The organism is Sphaerisporangium sp. NBC_01403 (assembly GCF_045040145.1).
Classification (GTDB): domain Bacteria; phylum Actinomycetota; class Actinomycetes; order Streptosporangiales; family Streptosporangiaceae; genus Sphaerisporangium; species Sphaerisporangium viridialbum.
Genome location: NZ_CP109534.1, coordinates 649975 through 666193, shown reverse-complemented (window position 1 = coordinate 666193; position 16219 = coordinate 649975). Strand labels below are relative to the sequence as shown.

The window sequence follows — 16219 nt, the reverse complement described above, 5'->3', positions numbered from 1 at the left end:
CTAGGGGGGTGAACGACCGGGTACGTGAGGACACCGCGCGGCGCCTCGAACGCGCGATGGGAAGTCTCGGCACCGCGGCGATGACCCGGATGGACGACCGCCTGCCGTGGTACCGCGCGCTGTCGGCCGAAGACCGCTCCTGGGTCGGGCTCGTGGCCCAGGCCGGCATCGCCGCGTTCGTCGAGTGGTTCCAGCACGCCGACGAGGGCAGGCCGACCCCCAGCATCGAGATCTTCGGCACCGCGCCCCGCGAGCTGAAGCGCTCGGTGTCCCTGCAGCAGACGGTGGACCTCGTGCGCGTCGTCGTCGAGGTCGTGGAGGCCGAGGTCCAGGAGCTCGCGGCGCCCGGCGGCGAGGAGCTGCTCCGCCAGGCGATGCTGCGCTACACCCGCGACGTGGCGTTCGCCGCCGCGCACGTCTACGCCCGCGAGGCCGAGGTGCGCGGCGCCTGGGACGCGCGCCTGGAGGCGCTCATCGTGGACGCGCTGGTCCGCGGCGAGGTGGACGACGGGCTGCACTCCTGGGCCGCGGCGCTCGGCTGGACGTCCTCCCCCGTGGTCGTGCTGGCCGGGCACGCCCCGGACGCCGACCCCCAGACGGTCATCGACGGCATGCGCGACAAGGGCCGGCGCCTCGGGCAAGATCTGCTGGCCGGGGTGCAGGGCGACCGCCTCATCGTCATCGTGGGCGGCGCCGACAGCATCAAGGACGCCGCCAGGCACGTGGTGCCGCGCTTCGGGCCGGGCCCGATCGTCATCGGCCCGGAGGTCCCCGACCTGCACGCGGCGGCCAGCTCGGCGAGGGCCGCCACGGCGGGCCTGCGCGCGGCGACGGGGTGGCCCGACGCGCCCCGGCCGGTGCTCGCCGAGGACCTGCTCGCCGAGCGGGCGATCGACGGCGACGACGACGCGCGGGCCCAGCTGATCGAGAACGTCTACAAGCCCCTGGAGGGCACGCCCCTGCTCGATACACTGGCGACCTACCTGGAGCAGGGCACATCTTTGGAAGCCACGGCGCGTCTGTTGTTCGTGCATCCGAACACCGTGCGTTACCGTTTGAAGAAGATCACAGAGCTGACCGGTTACCTGCCGACCGAGGGCAGGTCGGCCTTCACGTTGCAGGTCGGTCTGATCCTCGGCAGGTTGTCGCGGGCAACCGTAACGTAACCGGGGTTCGGTAACGGGCAGGAAACCTCCACTGGAGGTTTCCTACAAAAACCCCCCGACAAAGTTCGTACGGATCATTAGCAGTGTGGTGAACTCCTACAGGGCATGGTGGATTTTGTGCTCGTCATCGTCGCTCCCGGCCAAGGTGCCCAGGCTCCAGGCTTCCTGTCCCCGTGGCTCGAGATCCCCGGTCTGCGTGACCGGCTGTCAGCGTGGTCGGATGTCGCCGGCCTCGATCTGATCTCCTACGGGACCACGGCCGAGGCCGATGAGATCAAGGACACCGCGGTCGCGCAGCCACTCCTCGTAGCCGCCGGCCTCGCCGTCGCCGAGGTCCTGCTCGGCGGCGAGGGCTCCGGCGCTCCCGGCGTGGTCGCGGGTCACAGCGTCGGCGAGTTCACCGCGGGGGCCCTCGCCGGAGTGCTCACCCCTGAGCAGGCCATCGCGCTGGTGCGCGAGCGCGGCCAGGCGATGGCCAAGGCCGCCTCGGTCACCGAGACCGGCATGACCGCCGTGCTCGGCGGCGCCGAGGAGGAGGTGCTCGGCGCGATCGAGCGTCACGGCCTCACTCCCGCCAACATCAACGGAGCCGGGCAGATCGTCGCCGCCGGCACGGCCGCCCAGCTTTCGGCCTTCAAGGCCGACCCCCCGGCCCGCGCCCGGCTGATCCCGCTCTCGGTCGCAGGAGCGTTCCACACCCACCACATGGCCTCCGCGGTCGAGCACCTGCGCGCCGAGGCCGCCGCCCTCACCCCGGGCGACCCGGGCGTGACCCTGCTGTCCAACGCGGACGGGACGGCCGTCGCCACCGGCGCCGAGTTCGTCCGGCGGCTGATCGACCAGGTCGGCCGCCCGGTCAGGTGGGACCTTTGCATGGCCACGATGGCCGATCTCGGCGTGACCGCCATGATCGAGCTATTGCCCGGTGGCACGCTCACCGGCCTCGCCAAGCGGGCGCTCCGCGGCGTCGAGACGGTTCCCCTGAAGACCCCCGACGACCTCGCGGCAGCCCGCGCCGTGATCAGCAAGGAGACCGTCCAGTGAGGATCATGCGGGGCGCCCCGGGCGCCAAGGTGCTCGCGTTCGGCGGTTACCAGCCGGCCGGGGTCGTCACCAACGACGACCTGGCCAAGACCATCGACACCAACGACGCGTGGATCCAGAGCCGTGTCGGCATCAAGGAGCGCCGGGTCGCGGGGCCCGAGGAGTCCGACGTCGACCTCGCCGTGCAGGCGGGCGGCAAGGCCCTGGCCGCGAGCGGGCTGTCGGCGAGCGAGATCGACCTGGTCGTCGTCGCCACCTGCACCCTCGAGGCGCAGATCCCGAACGCCGCCGCCCGCGTCGCGCACCGTCTCGGCATCGAGTCCCCCGGCGCCTTCGACGTCAACGCCGCCTGCGCCGGCTTCTGCTACGCCCTGGCCGCCGCGGGCGACGCCGTGCGGGCCGGGTCCGCGACCAACGTGCTGGTCGTCGGCACCGAAAAGCTCTCCCAGTGGGTCGACTGGACCGACAGGGCCACCTGCGTGATCTTCGCGGACGGCGCGGGGGCCGCCGTGGTCGGGCCGTCGGACACCCCGGGCATCGGCCCCGTCGTCTGGGGCAGCGCGGGCGACAAGTCCGACGCGATCATCGTCAAGGACCGCGACTCCTTCCTGCACCAGGAAGGCCAGACCGTGTTCCGCTGGGCAACGACGGCTCTTCACCCGGTGGCCAAGGAGGCCTGCGAGCGTGCCGGGGTGGACCCCTCCGAGCTGGCGGCGTTCGTCCCCCACCAGGCGAACCTCCGCATCATCGAGGCCATCGCCCGCAAGCTCGGCGCCGAGAAGGCCGTCATCGCCAAGGACATCGTGCTCGCGGGGAACACCTCCGCGGCGTCGATCCCGCTGGCGCTGAGCCGCATGATCGAGCGCGGGGAGGTCCAGTCGGGCGACCTCGCCCTGCTGCTCGGCTTCGGCGCCGGCCTGACCTACGCCGGCCAGGTGGTCGAGATCCCCTAGACCTGTACGGAGGCCCGCACGGCTCGCCGTACACAGCAAGAAGAACTCAATCCCAAGGAGAAATCAGGACATGGCAGCGACCGAGCAGGAAATCCTCGCGGGCCTCGGCAAGATCATCAACGAGATCACCGGCATCCCGGCTGCCGAGGTCACCCCCGAGAAGAACTTCGTGGACGACCTGGACATCGACTCCCTCTCGATGGTCGAGATCGCCGTCGCCGCGCAGGACGAGTTCGGCGTGGAGATCCCCGACGACCAGCTCAAGCACCTCAAGACCGTCAAGGACGTCGTCAACTTCATCCAGAACTGACCGCCTCAGGCGTCCGGCCCGTCCGGGCGTCTGAGCCCCCCCTGCTTCGCGACGATCACAAGGAGCGCATCAAAGTGAGTACAGACCGGGTACGTGTCGTCGTCACCGGGCTCGGCGTGACGACGCCCCTCGGTGGAGACGTCGCCTCGACCTGGTCGGCGCTCCTCGCCGGGCAGTCGGGAGTCCGCGCGCTCACCGAGGAGTGGGTCGACCTCCTGCCGGTGAAGTTCGCCGCCAGGGCCGCCGTCGACCCCACCGAGGTGCTCCCGAGGCCCGAGTCGCGCCGCCTCGACCGCGCCGAGCAGTTCGCGCTGATCGCCGCGCGCGAGGCCTGGCAGGACGCGGGCACGCCGAAGGTCGCGCCCGACCGGCTCGGCGTGGTCGTCGGCAGTGGCATCGGCGGGATCACCACGATCCTGGCGGCCTACGACGTCTTCAAGGAGAAGGGCTGGCAGCGGCTCTCGCCGTTCACCGTCCCCATGCTGATGCCCAACGGCTCGGCCGGGTGGATCGGCATCGAGCTCGGCGCGACCGCGGGCGTCCACGCCACCGTGAGCGCCTGTGCCACCGGTGCCGAGTCCATCGGCTACGCCACCGAGATGATCCGCACCGGGCGTGCGGACGTCGTGGTGGCGGGCGGCACCGAGGCGGCCATCCACCCGCTCAACATCGGCTCCTTCGCGGCGATGCGCGCGATGTCGACGCGCAACGACGACCCCGAGCACGCCTCCCGGCCCTGGGACAAGGGCCGCGACGGCTTCGTGCTCGGCGAGGGCGCGGGCATCGTCGTCCTCGAGTCAGAGGAGCACGCCCGCGCGCGAGGCGCCCGCGTGTACGCCGAGGTGGCCGGGGTCGGCTACTCCGGCGACGCCCACCACATCGCCCAGCCCGAGCCCACCGGCGCGGGCCTCAGAAGCGCGGCACGAAGGGTCCTTGCGGACTCCGGGCTGACCGGCAACGACATCTGGCACGTCAACGCGCACGCCACTTCCACTCCCGCGGGGGACGTCGTGGAGGCCGTGGCGATCCAGGACATCATCGGCGACCACCCGCTCGTGACGGCGACCAAGTCGATGACGGGTCACCTGCTCGGCGGGGCCGGCGGCATCGAGTCCGTCTTCACGATCAAGGCGCTGCACGACCGTGTCGTGCCCCCCACCGTCAACGTCGACGACCTGGAGGACGGCGTCGAGATCGACATCGTGCGCGACACGCCGCGCAAGCTCCCCGATGGTCAGATCGCCGCGATCAACAACTCGTTCGGGTTCGGCGGCCACAACGTCGCCGTCGCCTTCGCCAGCGTCTGATTTGGAGCGGCAGTGACTGTGCTCGACAACGGGGTGGTGTCCGCGTCCTCCGAAAAGGAGGCTCCTGATCCTCGCGACCCGCTGATACGTCTTTCAGCCCTGTTCGACGAGGGATCCATTCATCTGATCTCGCCCGAGGACCGCAGCGGTGTGCTCGCCGCCATGGGCCGCGTGGAGGGCGTGCCGGTGGTGGCCTTCTCCAGCGACGCCCGCCTCCAGGGGGGCGCGATGGGCTCCGAGGGCTGCGAGCACATCGTGCACGCCTACGACGTGGCAGTCCGCGAGCGGGTGCCGATCGTCGGCCTGTGGCACTCCGGGGGCGCCCGCCTCGCCGAGGGTGTGGAGTCCCTGCACGCCGTGGGCCGCGTGTTCGCCGCCATGACCCGGGCCTCGGGCGTGGTGCCGCAGATCTCCGTGGTCCTCGGCCCGGCGGCGGGCGGGGCGGCGTACGGGCCCGCCCTGACCGACCTCGTGATCCTGTCCGACCAGGGCCGCATCTTCGTCACCGGCCCGGACGTCGTCCGCAGCGTCACCGGCGAGAAGATCGACATGGCCGCCCTCGGCGGCCCCGAGCCGCACAGCAAGCGCAGCGGCGTGGTCCACGTGGTCACCAAGACCGACACCGAGGCCCTGCTGAACGCCCGGCGCCTCGCCGTGCTGCTCGGCCATCAGGGCCGCGTCCGGCTCGACTCGGTCCAGGACGTCGACTTCTCCGGCCTGCTGCCCGAGGAGGCCCGCCGGGCGTACTCCGTGCACCCGCTGGTCAACGGCCTGCTCGACGAGCCGGGTGTCGAGCTGCACCCCAAGTGGGCGCCCAACATCGTCACCACGCTCGGCCGCCTCGGCGGGCGCACGGTCGGCATCATCGCCAACAACCCGATGCGGCTGGCCGGCTGCCTCGACTCGATCTCCGCGGAGAAGGCCGCCCGGTTCGTGCGCATGTGCGACTCCTTCGGGGTGCCGCTGGTCGTCCTGGTGGACGTCCCCGGCTACCTCCCCGGCGTCGGGCAGGAGCACGACGGCGTGGTTCGGCGCGGCGCCAAGCTGCTGCACGCCTTCGCCGAGGCCTCGGTCCCGCGCGTGACGCTCGTGACCCGCAAGGCGTACGGCGGCGCGTACATCGCGATGAACTCCCGGTCCCTGGGCGCCACCAAGGTGTTCGCCTGGCCGACCGCCGAGGTCGCCGTCATGGGCGCGGTCGCGGCGGTGCGGGTGCTCAAGCGCCGCGAGATCGCCGCCGCCCCCGAGGACGAGCGCTCGGCCCTCGAGGCCCGGCTCGCCGAGGAGCACGAGAAGGTCGCGGGCGGCCTCGACCGGGCCATCCAGCTCGGCGTGGTCGACGAGGTCATCAAGCCCGCCGAGACCCGCGGCGCCATCGCCAAGGTCCTCGCCCAGGCCACCCCGGCACGCGGAGCCCACGGCAACATCCCGCTCTGAAGCCGCTCAGCCGTGAGGCCCCGCACCGGCGTCGTCCGGTACGGGGCCTCAACGCGTTTGTGCCGCGGAGATGCCTATTCGAACGAGATCTGGTCGATGGTCACCGTGCCGCTGCGGCCGTACCAGAATCCCATGGAGACCTGGCCGGGCGACGACGCGCTGATGCCGTTGCCGGCAAGCGGGATCTTGATGTCCTGGTATGACGTGGTGACCTGCGGGTGGCCTCCCCCGTCCAGGACGAAGTCCTTGAAGACCTTCGTCGCACCGCCGGCGCTGAGCTGGAAGTCGTTCTGCTCGCCGCCCGCCGCTCCCTTGATCCGCAGGACCAGATAGGCGCGGCCGGCGACCGAGGTGTTGACGTCGCTGCCGAACCAGCCCGCGTTGTTGTACTGAAGGGTGAGGGCTCCGCCCGATTCGGCGCCTTCGCCGTTGACGAAGCTGTTGGCCCCCGTCCACTTGCCGAGGTCGTTGACGTGGGTGCCGTAGCCGGGTGTGCCGTTGTAGTCGTCCACGACCAGCCGGTTCACGGTCGGCGTGGGGCTCGGGGTCGGCGTGGGGCTCGGGGTCGGGGTCGGCGTGGGCGTGGGCGTCGAGGTGGCGCCTCCCACGGTCACGGTGCCCAGCACGTTGAAGCCCCTGGCCGCGTCCCACACGTTCTGGTTGGCGAAGCGGATCGAGTAGGCGGGATTGGATCGAAGGGCGCTCGCCTTGTCCGGCAGCCACAGCGCGAGCCGATAGGAGCCCTTGGGGACGTTGGACGGGACCGTGACGGTCTGGTTGAGCGTCGTGTCGGCGCCCGAGTTCCAGGTCCTGGGATCGGTGGAGAGCTGGATCGGGAAGATTCCACCGCTGCCGTCCAGCACCGCGAAGACCGGCCTGTCGTTGTACGGCGTGGCCCAGCCGTCGTTGTGGATCGTGAGGCTGAGCGGCAGCGAGCCTCCCGGGGCGGCTCCCGCGGGGAGGTTCCCCGTGGTCAGTCGGAAGCGGTAGCCGAGGCCGCGCTGGATGGTGTCGAAGCAGCCCTCGTTCCGGTAGCCGGCGATCACGCCGGGCTCGTAGTCGATGTTGAGATCGGAGAAGTGCATCATCGACAGCTCGTTCAGCGCGGTGTCGCAGTGGGCGCGCGGGCTGTCCACGTTGCACGTCTCGCCACCGACGACGTGGCGCTGCCCGAGCTGCGCGATGAGCTGCTTGTCCTCGGCGGGCGAGTGCCCGTCACGCCCCCACGTCCCCCAGTCGTCGGGGTCGCTGGCGGCGAAGCAGTCCTGGTGGTTGCCGACGCGGGCCGCCTCCGGGGCGGTCAGCTGCGGCACGATGGCCCGGACGTCGCTGGGGTAGCGCAGCGAGACCTGGCGGTCGGCCGGGTAGGCGGCGAGGATCTCCTTGAGGATGTCCCGCTTGGCGTTCACGTCGGTGTCGTAACCGTGCGTGGAGGTGTGCCACTCGCCCCACGCGCCGATGAAACCGGCCTCGAAAAAGGCGAGCACGTCGGAGTTGGCGGCGAAGACTGGCTTGAGCTGGGCCAGGTGCTGGGTGATCCAGGCCCGGTCGGCGTCGGGCTCCGAGTTGGGGTACGGCCCCCAGTTGTAGGCCACCCGGATGATCACCTTCAGACCACCGGCACGGGCCTTGGCCAGCCCCGCCGCGAGACCGTCGAGCACGCTCTGCGGGATCCGGCTCGACCGGTAGGAGTCAAGCCGGAGGTAGCTGTGCAGCAGCGTGATGTTCTGACTCCTGGCGGCCGACACGTCGCCGTCGCTCAGGCCGACGATGTCGACCCGATGGTGGAAACCCCGCTCGGGGTTGGCGAAGACGCTGGTGTCCGCCGTGTAGCTGGTGCTCGCCGCGGCCGCGCCGACTCCGGTCACCGTCGCCGCGAGAGCGCCCGCGGCGGCCAGCAGCACGGCGAGGAATGCCCCTTGCCATCGTCGCATTGGAAAAGCCTCCTGTATGGCACGACAGACCCGCCGCACCAGGGGGTTGAGGGAGGTGTGAGCGCACGATCCGAATCGGCTTGCCTGAAATCGAAACAGATTTCGCAAACCTTCACAAGACCCAATTTGCCAATGCGAAACAGCGCTCTTCGTTAACGAAGACGGCTACTCCACGAGGTCCACGGGCGGGCCGTTCTCGCACAGGGCCGCGACGAACTCCGGGTCGGCCTCCCGGCCTGTGATCAGGAGATCCACCTCGGAGAGGGCGCAGACGGGGGCGAGCCCCGTGCGGCCCAACTTGGAGGAGTCGGCCAGCACGACGTGCCGCCGCGACGCGTTGATCATCCTGCGCTTCATCTCGGCCTCGAGAAGGTTGACCCCGGTGACGCCCGATTTGAGATGGACGCCGTGGCAGCCGAGGAAGAGCGTGTCCGCGTGGATGCGCTCCAGCATGGGGGCACCGAGAGGGTCGACGAGCGCGTGGGTGACCGGCCGTAACGTTCCACCGGTGACCAGCACCGAGATCCGGGGTATGGCCGGCTCCAGCTCCACGGCCACGCGCAGGCTGTTGGTGAAGACCACGACATCGGTCAGGTCGGCCCGGGCGACCAGGGCACGGGCGAGGAAGGTCGTGGTGGTGCCGGCGTCGATGACGACGCTCTCCCCATTGGCCACGAGGCCGGCCGCGTGCCGGGCCAGGCGGGTCTTCTCCACCGCCGCGCTGCCGAGGGAGTCCTCGAAGGACGGCTCGGCGGAGCGGGACGGCTTGACGGGGATCGCGCCACCCCGGACGCGCCGGATGACCCCCTGCTTGTCGAGCAGCTCCAGGTCGGCGCGGATCGTGACGCTCGTGACCCCGAATATCTCGGCCAGATCGGTGACGCGGACGAACTCGTGCTCCATGACCATGGAGACGATTCGCTCGCGCCGGACGTCGGCGGCGATGTCCGGCGCCGCGGCCGCCTCTCCCATCAGCCCGCCCTGCCGGACGGGATGCGCCTGTCGTGCACGATGCCCGCGGGCAACACCGCCTCGTGCGCGTCGATGAGCTCGTCGCACAGCTCCTCTATGGCTGCCAGGGGCAGGGTGGCCGAGGTGTTGGGGTCGAGCATGGCCGCCTGGTACACCGCCGATCGTCGTTCCTCGAGGGCCGCGGTCACGGTCAGCTCCACCACATTGAGGAAGGTGCGGTTCAGCGCGGCCAGCTGGACGGGCAGCGGCCCGACCCTGACCGGATGGATCCCCGAGCCGTCGACCAGGGCAGGCACCTCCACGCACGCCTCCTGGGGGAGGTTGTCGATCAGACCGGCGTTGGGCAGCGTGAGGTACACCTCACGCGGCGTTCCGGTGAGCATCGAGTGGATCACCTCGGAAGCCATCTCGAAATGCTTCCACCTGGCCAGGAGCGGCTCGCCGGACGCCAGGGAGCTCCGGAGCCGCTCGTAGGCGTCGAGCTTCCTGGCCCTGCGCCGCAGGGACTCGTCGATCGGCAGGCCGAGCCGCCGGACCTCGTTCTCATGCGGGAGGAACCATGACACGTACTCGGCGGCGTGCTCGCTCGACTCGGTCGGGAAGTAGCCGAAGCGACGGTAGATCTCGCTACGGACGTGGCCACGGAGCTCCAGGTCCTCCTCCATCAGCAGGTCGAGATCGGCGTAGAGCGAGCGGCCTTCGCTTTCGAAGCGCAGCACGAAGGCCTGGTGGTTCACTCCGGCCGTGCGGAAGGTGATCTCCTCCAGCTCGCGGCCGACGAGGTCGGCCAGCAGCGCGTGGGTGTCGCGGACCGAGTGGCACAACCCGGCGACGCGGCGCAGCGGCGCGCCCGCGTGTACCGCCCAGCACAACGTCGCCATGGGATCGGTGTAGTTCAGCAGCCACGCGTCCGGGCACAGCTCGGTCATGTCCGCCGCGAGGCCGACGAGCACCGGGATCGTCCGCAGGCCGCGGAAGATGCCGCCGACGCCGATGGTGTCGCCCACCGTCTGCCGCAGGCCGTACCGGCGCGGGATCTCGAAGTCGCGCAGCGCCGCGTCGTACCCGCCGACGTCGAACTGGCAGATGACGAAATCCGCCCCGTCGAGCAGCGACCGCCGGCCCTCGCTCGCCTGGACGGACGCGCCGGAGCCTGTCTCCCCGGCGAGGCGCCGGGCGAGCGCCTCAGCCGTGGCCAGCCGCCCGGGATCCACATCGTGCAGCGCGATGTGGATTGCGCCACCGAGCTCGGCGCTCGAGAACAGATCCGAAAGGATCTTGCGCGTGAGCTCGACGTTGCCCGCCCCGGTGATGACGACCTTTGCCATCCGAAACCTCCTGAGGACAGGAGCTTACCCCTGGGAAAGGACCTCAGGCACGTCCGTTCACTTGACCAGCAGCCGATCCGAGACGCGCCCGGTGGGGTTGACGTAAGGCTCGAAGTCCACGTCCCTGCCGTCGATGGTGAAGCGGTAGCGGTCGACGCGGCGGACCTCGGGGCGTTCGGTGAGAAAGGCGGTCAGGGCCCGGCGTTCGGGTTCGTCCAGCCATTCGACGGGGTCGGAGACGGCGCGGAAGCCGCAGATGTGGGCGAGATCGACGAGCAGCCGCTTGGTGTCGTCGTCCAGCAGGTTGTATCGGGTGCGGAAGAACACCGGGTCGGGGTCGACCTCCAGGAGAGGACGCAGCCAGAGCCGGTGGAGCGAGGCGATGACCGCGTTGCGGGCGCCCGCCCCCGAGTAGTCCGTCGAGCGCTCGCTGTTGTCCCAGTACGGTGCCACGTCAGGGCTGACCCGGATGCCGTCGAAGATTCCGATCGAGGGTATGACCGGAACCCCGCTGCCGAGGAGATAGGTGTCCTCCCCCGCGACCTCGCGGATCAGCCGGACGGCGTCGCGGTAGGCCTCCTCGCGCGGCACGTCCTGGTGGCGCGCCCCCGACAGCGCCCCGGCGTACATGAAGTCCAGCTTGAGATAGCGGTAACCCCAGTCCCGCACCTTCTGGAAGGTGTCCACCAGGTGGTCGCGGGTCTCCGGCAGGGTGGTGTCGAGGGCGAAGTAGGAGTTGCCCCAGTTGAATCCGGCGGGCTTGGGATCGCCGTGCTCGTCATGGAGGAACAGGTGCGGCCGGGTGCGGTAGACCTCCGACTGGGCGGGCGCGATGAACGGTGAGAGCCACAGGCCGGGAGTGAAGCCGTGGTCGCGGATACGGGAGGCCATCTCCGCCATGCCGGAGGGGAAGTCGGCGTTGGCCTCCCAGTCACCGACGCAGCGCTCCCAGCCGTCGTCGAGCTGGACGACGTCGAACGGGTAGCCCCGCAGGTCCTCGAGAACCTTGTGGATGAGCGGCTCGGTGATGTCCTCGAAGAAGGAGTACCAGCTGCACCAGACGTTGCCGGCGCTCGGGGTGCGGCGGCCCAGGCGCTCGCCGAGCAGGTCGGCGTATCGGCGGAACACCTGCTCCTCGGGGCCGTAGGCGAGAAACCAGTCGGCGTCCCCCGTCTCCAGGTGGCCGGCCAGCATCCGCCCGTCCGCCTCGACCCGTGGCACATCCAGACCCAGGCCTCCGAGCAGCAGCACGTTTCCGTCCGGGCCATCGATCGCGCCGACCGCGCTGCCGCCGTGCCGCCACGGGCTGTCGTTGTCGATGTCGTCGGCGGTCAGGCGTCGCGACTCCTCCGGGATGCGCAGTGGATCCCCGCCGAGCGGCCACCACGAGGTCGGGCTGTAGGAGTTCCAGCCATGCCGGTAGAAGTTCGTCGCGCCGAAGGGATGCAGAATCTGGACATCACCCGCGGGGATGATCAGCCCACCGTCGGTCACGCGCGGCTCGCCGGGCAGGCGAGCGGGCAGGCGATGGCCCCCGAGCTGCAGAATTGTCTCCATTGCCGTCCTTTTTAGGATGGGCCGGTACGGCTTGCGCAAGCCGTACCGGGCCGGGGATGTGAACGCGAGGCTGGGCGTGATCCGGCGTGCCCAGCGTGATCACTTGAGGATCGTGGCGAGGCGTTGGTCGAGCTGCTTGAGCGCGTCGGCCGGGGTGACCTTGAATTCCTGGATCTGGTCGATCACGGACTGGGCCTCGGTGTTGATCTCGTTCGCGCTACCGGTGATCGGGTAGTACGCCAGGTTCGCCGGATCGGCGGCTATGTCGGTGTAGGCCGAGACGTCCAGGCCCTTCGCCTTCTGGGCCTCGACGGCGGCCGCGGCGGCCGTCTTGATCGCCGGGAACACCACGGCCCTCTTCGCCACGAGATCCTGGCAGCCGGACGAGCCGAGGAACTTGACCCACTCCCACGCCTGGTCGGGGTGCTTGGTTCCGGCGGTGATGGACGGCGCCAGGCCGTTGATGATCGTCTTGCGTCCCTGGGGGCCCTGCGGCAGCGGGGCGAAGGCGAACTTCTGCTGGGTGCTCTGCGCCCAGGTGTTGATCCGCCACGAGCCGTCGGGGATGAGTGCGGCCTGATCGGTCTGCATCATCGGCTCCAGGCCGAGCTTGCCCGCCTTCTCCCGTGGCATGATGTAGCCGGCCTTCATCTGGTCCTGCCACCAGGTGAGGGCCTGCGCGAGGCGGGGGTCGTCGAGCTTGTAGTCGGTGCCGAACGGGTTCTTGTCGAGGTACTGGAAGCCCATGGACAGCGGCATCCAGGACCACTGCGTCTGGCCGACGACGCCGCCGCCCTGCTCAAGGCCCCAGCCGTAGGTCTTGACCTTGCTCTTGTCGAAGCCGGGCTGGTCGCCTCGCTTGCCGTTCTTGTCGATCGTGAGCTTCTTGATGAGCTCGCCGAAGGTGCCGCCGTCGGCCGGATTCCACGTGAGGTCCTTGAGGCCCGCCGGGTCCACGCCGGCGTCCGTGATGTCCTTCACGTTGTAGACGAGCGCGATGGTGTCCCAGTCCTGCGGCAGGCCGTACCGCTTGCCGTCCTTGACCCAGAGCGACGCCAGGTCACCGGTGTACTGCGACAGGTCGATCTTGTCCTTGTCGACGTACGGCTGGATGTCGAGCAACTGGCTGTTGGCCGCCAGCTCGGGATAGTAGGCGACGTGGTTGGTGATGACGTCCGGGGCGGTGCCGGAGACGAGCGAGGTGGTGATGCCGTTCCAGTAGTCCTCCCAGCCCTGCTGAGTGATCTTCACCTGGATGCCGGTCTTGGCGGAGAACGCGTCGGCGCACTCCTGGTAGGCGGGAAGCTGGTTCGGGTCCCAGAGGCTGTAGCTGAGCGTGACCTTCTCCGCGGCCTGGCCGGCACCCCCGGCCGGTTCGTTGGCGGTGCCGCAGGCGGTGAGTGACACGGCGATGGCGAGAAGCGCGCCGATCTTGCGAGGCATGATTCGTCCTTTTCGGGGATGGTCGGATCCCGGCGCGCCTCTGGCGTGCCGGTTAGGGGGGAGATCCGCCAGAAGGCGTTACTTGATGCCGGTGAACCCGAGCGAGTTCACCAGCTTGCGTCCGAAGACGAGCAGGAGCAGAAGAACCGGGATGACCTGCAGCGTCGCCGCCGCCATGAGGCCGGCCCAGTCGGGGGATGAGGTGGGCGAGGACTGGGCGAACACCCCCAGTGCCACGTTTAGCAGCCGCACGTTGTCCTCCTTTCCCACCAGTTGCGGCCACAGGTACTCGTTCCAGGCGAACACCGCGGTGATGACGCCCAGGGTGCTCAGCGGTGCGGCGCTCATGGGCAGGATGATCCGCCAGAAGACCGCGATCTTCCCGGCGCCGTCGATGGTGGCGGCGTCCTCTATCTCCGGCGAGATGCCGAGGAAGAACTGCCGCAGGAAGAAGATCGCGAACGGAGTCATGAGCAGGTACGGCGCCACCACGCCCGGGAAGGTGTTGAGCCAGCCCAAGCTCCTGACCAGCGCGAAGTTCGGCAGCACGGTGAAGATCGGCGGAACCATCAGCCCGGCCAGAAACAGCGCGAAGAGCGTGTCACGGCCCCTGAACCGCAGCCGGGCGAAGGCGTACGCGGCGGTGGCGCTGAACCCGACCTGGCCGATCACGAGGACCGCGGTGAAGACGACGGAGTTGCGGAGGTACAGCCAGAAGTTCACCTCCGCGCCGCTCCCCCCGGCCGCTATAGCCTCTTCGACGGTCGCCTGCCCGAGCACCCGCCTGAAGTTGACCAGCGTCGGGTCGGCGGGAATCAGCGAGTAGTCGCCATCGAAGATCTCGCGGTTGCCGGTGAAGGCGGTGCGCAGCATCCAGACGAACGGATAGAGCGTGACGAGCAACAGGACCGCCAGCAGGATCCAGGCGAGGATCCGTCCCGCCCCCATACTGCGCCGCCGCGGCAGGCTCTTGCGCCCGGCTCCCGCGGATCCTGAGGTGAGGGATCGAACAGCCATGTCCATCGTCCTTAGCGAAGATCGGAGTCGGCGGCGCGGAGCATTCTCATCTGGGACGCGGTGAGCAGGATGAGGATGAGGAAGAGCGCCACCGCCATCGCGGCCGCGTAACCCATATGGAACTCGTTGAAGGCCTTTTGGTAGATGTAGTAATAGATGACCCTCGTGGCGTCGGCGGGTCCGCCCTTCGTCGTCACGGCGACGGTGTCGAAGATCTGGAACGATCCGATGATCGACACCACCAGGACGAGCACCATGACCGGCCGCAGCAGCGGGAGGGTGACCCGGCGGAACAGCGTCCACTCCCCCGCTCCGTCGATGGCCGCGGCCTCGTACAGGTTGCGCGGGATCATCTGCATCCCGGCGAAGAACAGCAGGGCGGTGTATCCCATGTTGCGCCAGGTGTTCACCAGGGCGATCGTCGGGATGGCCTGGTCGGAGTCACCGTAGAACGCCTGCGGCTCGCTCCCGAACACATCCAGGACGTGGTTCACGAAGCCGACGTTGTGGTCCAGCATGAACAGGGTCACGATCGCGACGGTGACGTTCGGCACCAGCCAGGGCACCACTATCGCCGCCCTCACCAGCACGGACCTGGTGAGGCGGTCCATCAGCACCGCGATGGCGAGGGCGAGGACCGTCTGGCTGCCGATGTTGATCACGACGTACTCGGCCGTGATCCGCAGGGCGTTCCAGAACTTCGCGTCCTGGACCATGTCGCGATAGTTGTCCAGCCCGACGAACTTCGGGTCCGACAGCAGGTTCCAGTCGGTGAAGCTGATCCAGAAACCGCGGACCGTCGGTACCAGGTAGAACACTACGAAGCCGACCAGGGCGGGCAGCAGGAACAGCCAGGCCACGGGCCCGTCGCCCCGCGGCTTGCGCTCCCGCCGTACGGGTGTCCCGGCCGCCGGGCGGCGCGGAGGAGCCGCGGTCACGGTCATGGTCCGACCACCTCGACCCGCAGGCCCTGATCGCGGAGCAGGCCCAGGACCCGGGGATCCGCCGACGGGCCGGTGATGAGCAGGTCCACGTCCGAAATGGGAGCGACCGCGGCAAGCTGGACCTGGCCGATCTTGGAGCCGTCGGCGACCACGACGCGGCGGGCCGCGGCCCGCAACATCCGTTGTTTCATTTGTGCCTCGGGAAGGTTGATGTTGGTGATCCCGGCGACCGGATCCACGCCGTTGCATCCGAGGAACACCGTGCATGTGTTGATGCGCTCGAAGACGTGCTGCGCCAGCGGATCGACCAGCGAGTGCTGTAGGGGGCGCAGCGTGCCGCCGGTCAGCACGACGGTGATCCGCGGGATGGCGACCTCCAACTCCAGCGCGATGTTGAGCCCGTTCGTGAACACCACGACGTCGCGCAGGTCGTCACGGGCCGCCAGGGAGCGGGCGATGAACGTCGTGGTGGTGCCGACGTCCAGGATGACGCTCTCTCCGTCGGCGATCATCGCCGCGGCGGTCGCGCCGACCAGGGCCTTCTCGATCGCCGACGCGCTGAGCGACTCCTCGAACGAGGGCTCCTCCCGTAGCCGCTTCCCCACGACCATCGCGCCGCCCCGGACCCGGCGCAGCGCGTTGCGCTCCTCCAGCGCGCCGAGATCCGCCCGGACCGTTACGTCGGAGATGCCGAACATCGTGCTCAGGTCGCTGACCCGGACGAACTCGTGCTCCAGGACCATCGCGAGGATCCGCTCCCGCCGGACCTCGGCGGGCACTGGCTCTGACGCGTTCGACATGCCGCCA

The 16219-nt window shown here is 69.5% G+C and carries 14 protein-coding genes; 6 read left to right on the top strand and 8 right to left on the bottom strand.

Annotated features, from left to right (window positions below; translation table 11 throughout):
* Window positions 1-56 precede the first annotated feature (56 nt).
* The 6 genes from OG589_RS02795 to OG589_RS02770 all read left to right on the top strand — a co-directional run bounded on the left by OG589_RS02795 (window position 57) and on the right by OG589_RS02770 (window position 6217).
* Window positions 57-1166 carry a helix-turn-helix domain-containing protein gene (locus OG589_RS02795; protein ID WP_363913383.1) on the top strand — a complete coding sequence of 370 codons (1110 nt, stop codon included), beginning with the start codon at window positions 57-59 and terminating at the stop codon, window positions 1164-1166.
* Window positions 1167-1283: 117 nt separating this feature from the next.
* Complete coding sequence (locus OG589_RS02790) at window positions 1284-2210, top strand: ACP S-malonyltransferase (RefSeq protein WP_405151944.1); 927 nt, start codon at window positions 1284-1286, stop codon at window positions 2208-2210.
* A gap of 5 nt (window positions 2211-2215) precedes the next feature.
* Window positions 2216-3163: a beta-ketoacyl-ACP synthase III gene (locus tag OG589_RS02785; protein ID WP_405151943.1), complete on the top strand. Its 948-nt coding sequence runs from the start codon at window positions 2216-2218 to the stop codon at window positions 3161-3163.
* Window positions 3164-3233: 70 nt separating this feature from the next.
* On the top strand, window positions 3234-3473 hold the full coding sequence (locus tag OG589_RS02780; RefSeq protein ID WP_405145851.1) for an acyl carrier protein: 240 nt from the start codon (window positions 3234-3236) through the stop codon (window positions 3471-3473).
* Between the two features lie 74 nt (window positions 3474-3547).
* Window positions 3548-4780 carry a beta-ketoacyl-ACP synthase II gene (gene fabF, locus OG589_RS02775; RefSeq protein WP_405145849.1) on the top strand — a complete coding sequence of 411 codons (1233 nt, stop codon included), beginning with the start codon at window positions 3548-3550 and terminating at the stop codon, window positions 4778-4780.
* 12 nt (window positions 4781-4792) lie between these two features.
* On the top strand, window positions 4793-6217 hold the full coding sequence (locus OG589_RS02770) for an acyl-CoA carboxylase subunit beta (RefSeq protein ID WP_405145847.1): 1425 nt from the start codon (window positions 4793-4795) through the stop codon (window positions 6215-6217).
* A gap of 74 nt (window positions 6218-6291) precedes the next feature.
* On the opposite strand, the gene OG589_RS02765 is transcribed toward OG589_RS02770, so the two are convergent.
* The 8 genes from OG589_RS02765 to OG589_RS02730 all read right to left on the bottom strand — a co-directional run bounded on the left by OG589_RS02765 (window position 6292) and on the right by OG589_RS02730 (window position 16212).
* Window positions 6292-8151 carry a DUF4832 domain-containing protein gene (locus tag OG589_RS02765; RefSeq protein ID WP_405145845.1) on the bottom strand — a complete coding sequence of 620 codons (1860 nt, stop codon included), beginning with the start codon at window positions 8149-8151 and terminating at the stop codon, window positions 6292-6294.
* 165 nt (window positions 8152-8316) lie between these two features.
* Entirely contained in the window at window positions 8317-9123 is an 807-nt protein-coding gene (locus OG589_RS02760) for a DeoR/GlpR family DNA-binding transcription regulator (protein WP_405145844.1), read from the bottom strand.
* Window positions 9123-10451: an alpha-galactosidase gene (gene melA / locus OG589_RS02755; protein ID WP_405145842.1), complete on the bottom strand. Its 1329-nt coding sequence runs from the start codon at window positions 10449-10451 to the stop codon at window positions 9123-9125. Before melA ends, OG589_RS02760 begins: the two co-directional genes overlap by 1 nt.
* A gap of 57 nt (window positions 10452-10508) precedes the next feature.
* Complete coding sequence (locus OG589_RS02750; protein WP_405145840.1) at window positions 10509-12008, bottom strand: glycoside hydrolase family 36 protein; 1500 nt, start codon at window positions 12006-12008, stop codon at window positions 10509-10511.
* 99 nt (window positions 12009-12107) lie between these two features.
* The gene (locus OG589_RS02745) at window positions 12108-13451 is read right to left on the bottom strand and encodes an ABC transporter substrate-binding protein (protein ID WP_405145838.1); all 1344 of its coding nucleotides are present in this window, start codon (window positions 13449-13451) and stop codon (window positions 12108-12110) included.
* A gap of 78 nt (window positions 13452-13529) precedes the next feature.
* A complete protein-coding gene (locus tag OG589_RS02740) occupies window positions 13530-14468 on the bottom strand; it encodes a carbohydrate ABC transporter permease (RefSeq protein ID WP_405145837.1) in 939 nt (312 codons plus the stop codon).
* A gap of 11 nt (window positions 14469-14479) precedes the next feature.
* Window positions 14480-15412: a carbohydrate ABC transporter permease gene (locus tag OG589_RS02735; RefSeq protein WP_405145835.1), complete on the bottom strand. Its 933-nt coding sequence runs from the start codon at window positions 15410-15412 to the stop codon at window positions 14480-14482.
* Window positions 15409-16212 (bottom strand): DeoR/GlpR family DNA-binding transcription regulator, encoded by an 804-nt coding sequence (locus tag OG589_RS02730; RefSeq protein ID WP_405145833.1) that lies wholly within the window; start codon window positions 16210-16212, stop codon window positions 15409-15411. Before OG589_RS02730 ends, OG589_RS02735 begins: the two co-directional genes overlap by 4 nt.
* Between the last annotated feature and the right edge of the window lie 7 nt (window positions 16213-16219).

Bases quoted from the DNA above. Each gene is read 5' to 3' on its own strand.
- OG589_RS02745 (WP_405145838.1), bottom strand. From the start codon at position 13,451: ATGCCTCGCAAGATCGGCGCGCTTCTCGCCATCGCCGTGTCACTCACC.
- OG589_RS02760 (WP_405145844.1), bottom strand. From the start codon at position 9,123: ATGGGAGAGGCGGCCGCGGCGCCGGACATCGCCGCCGACGTCCGGCGC.
- OG589_RS02735 (WP_405145835.1), bottom strand. From the start codon at position 15,412: ATGACCGTGACCGCGGCTCCTCCGCGCCGCCCGGCGGCCGGGACACCC.
- OG589_RS02780 (WP_405145851.1), top strand. From the start codon at position 3,234: ATGGCAGCGACCGAGCAGGAAATCCTCGCGGGCCTCGGCAAGATCATC.
- OG589_RS02765 (WP_405145845.1), bottom strand. From the start codon at position 8,151: ATGCGACGATGGCAAGGGGCATTCCTCGCCGTGCTGCTGGCCGCCGCG.
- melA (WP_405145842.1), bottom strand. From the start codon at position 10,451: ATGGCAAAGGTCGTCATCACCGGGGCGGGCAACGTCGAGCTCACGCGC.
- OG589_RS02730 (WP_405145833.1), bottom strand. From the start codon at position 16,212: ATGTCGAACGCGTCAGAGCCAGTGCCCGCCGAGGTCCGGCGGGAGCGG.
- OG589_RS02785 (WP_405151943.1), top strand. From the start codon at position 2,216: ATGCGGGGCGCCCCGGGCGCCAAGGTGCTCGCGTTCGGCGGTTACCAG.
- OG589_RS02795 (WP_363913383.1), top strand. From the start codon at position 57: ATGGGAAGTCTCGGCACCGCGGCGATGACCCGGATGGACGACCGCCTG.
- OG589_RS02740 (WP_405145837.1), bottom strand. From the start codon at position 14,468: ATGGCTGTTCGATCCCTCACCTCAGGATCCGCGGGAGCCGGGCGCAAG.
- OG589_RS02750 (WP_405145840.1), bottom strand. From the start codon at position 12,008: ATGGAGACAATTCTGCAGCTCGGGGGCCATCGCCTGCCCGCTCGCCTG.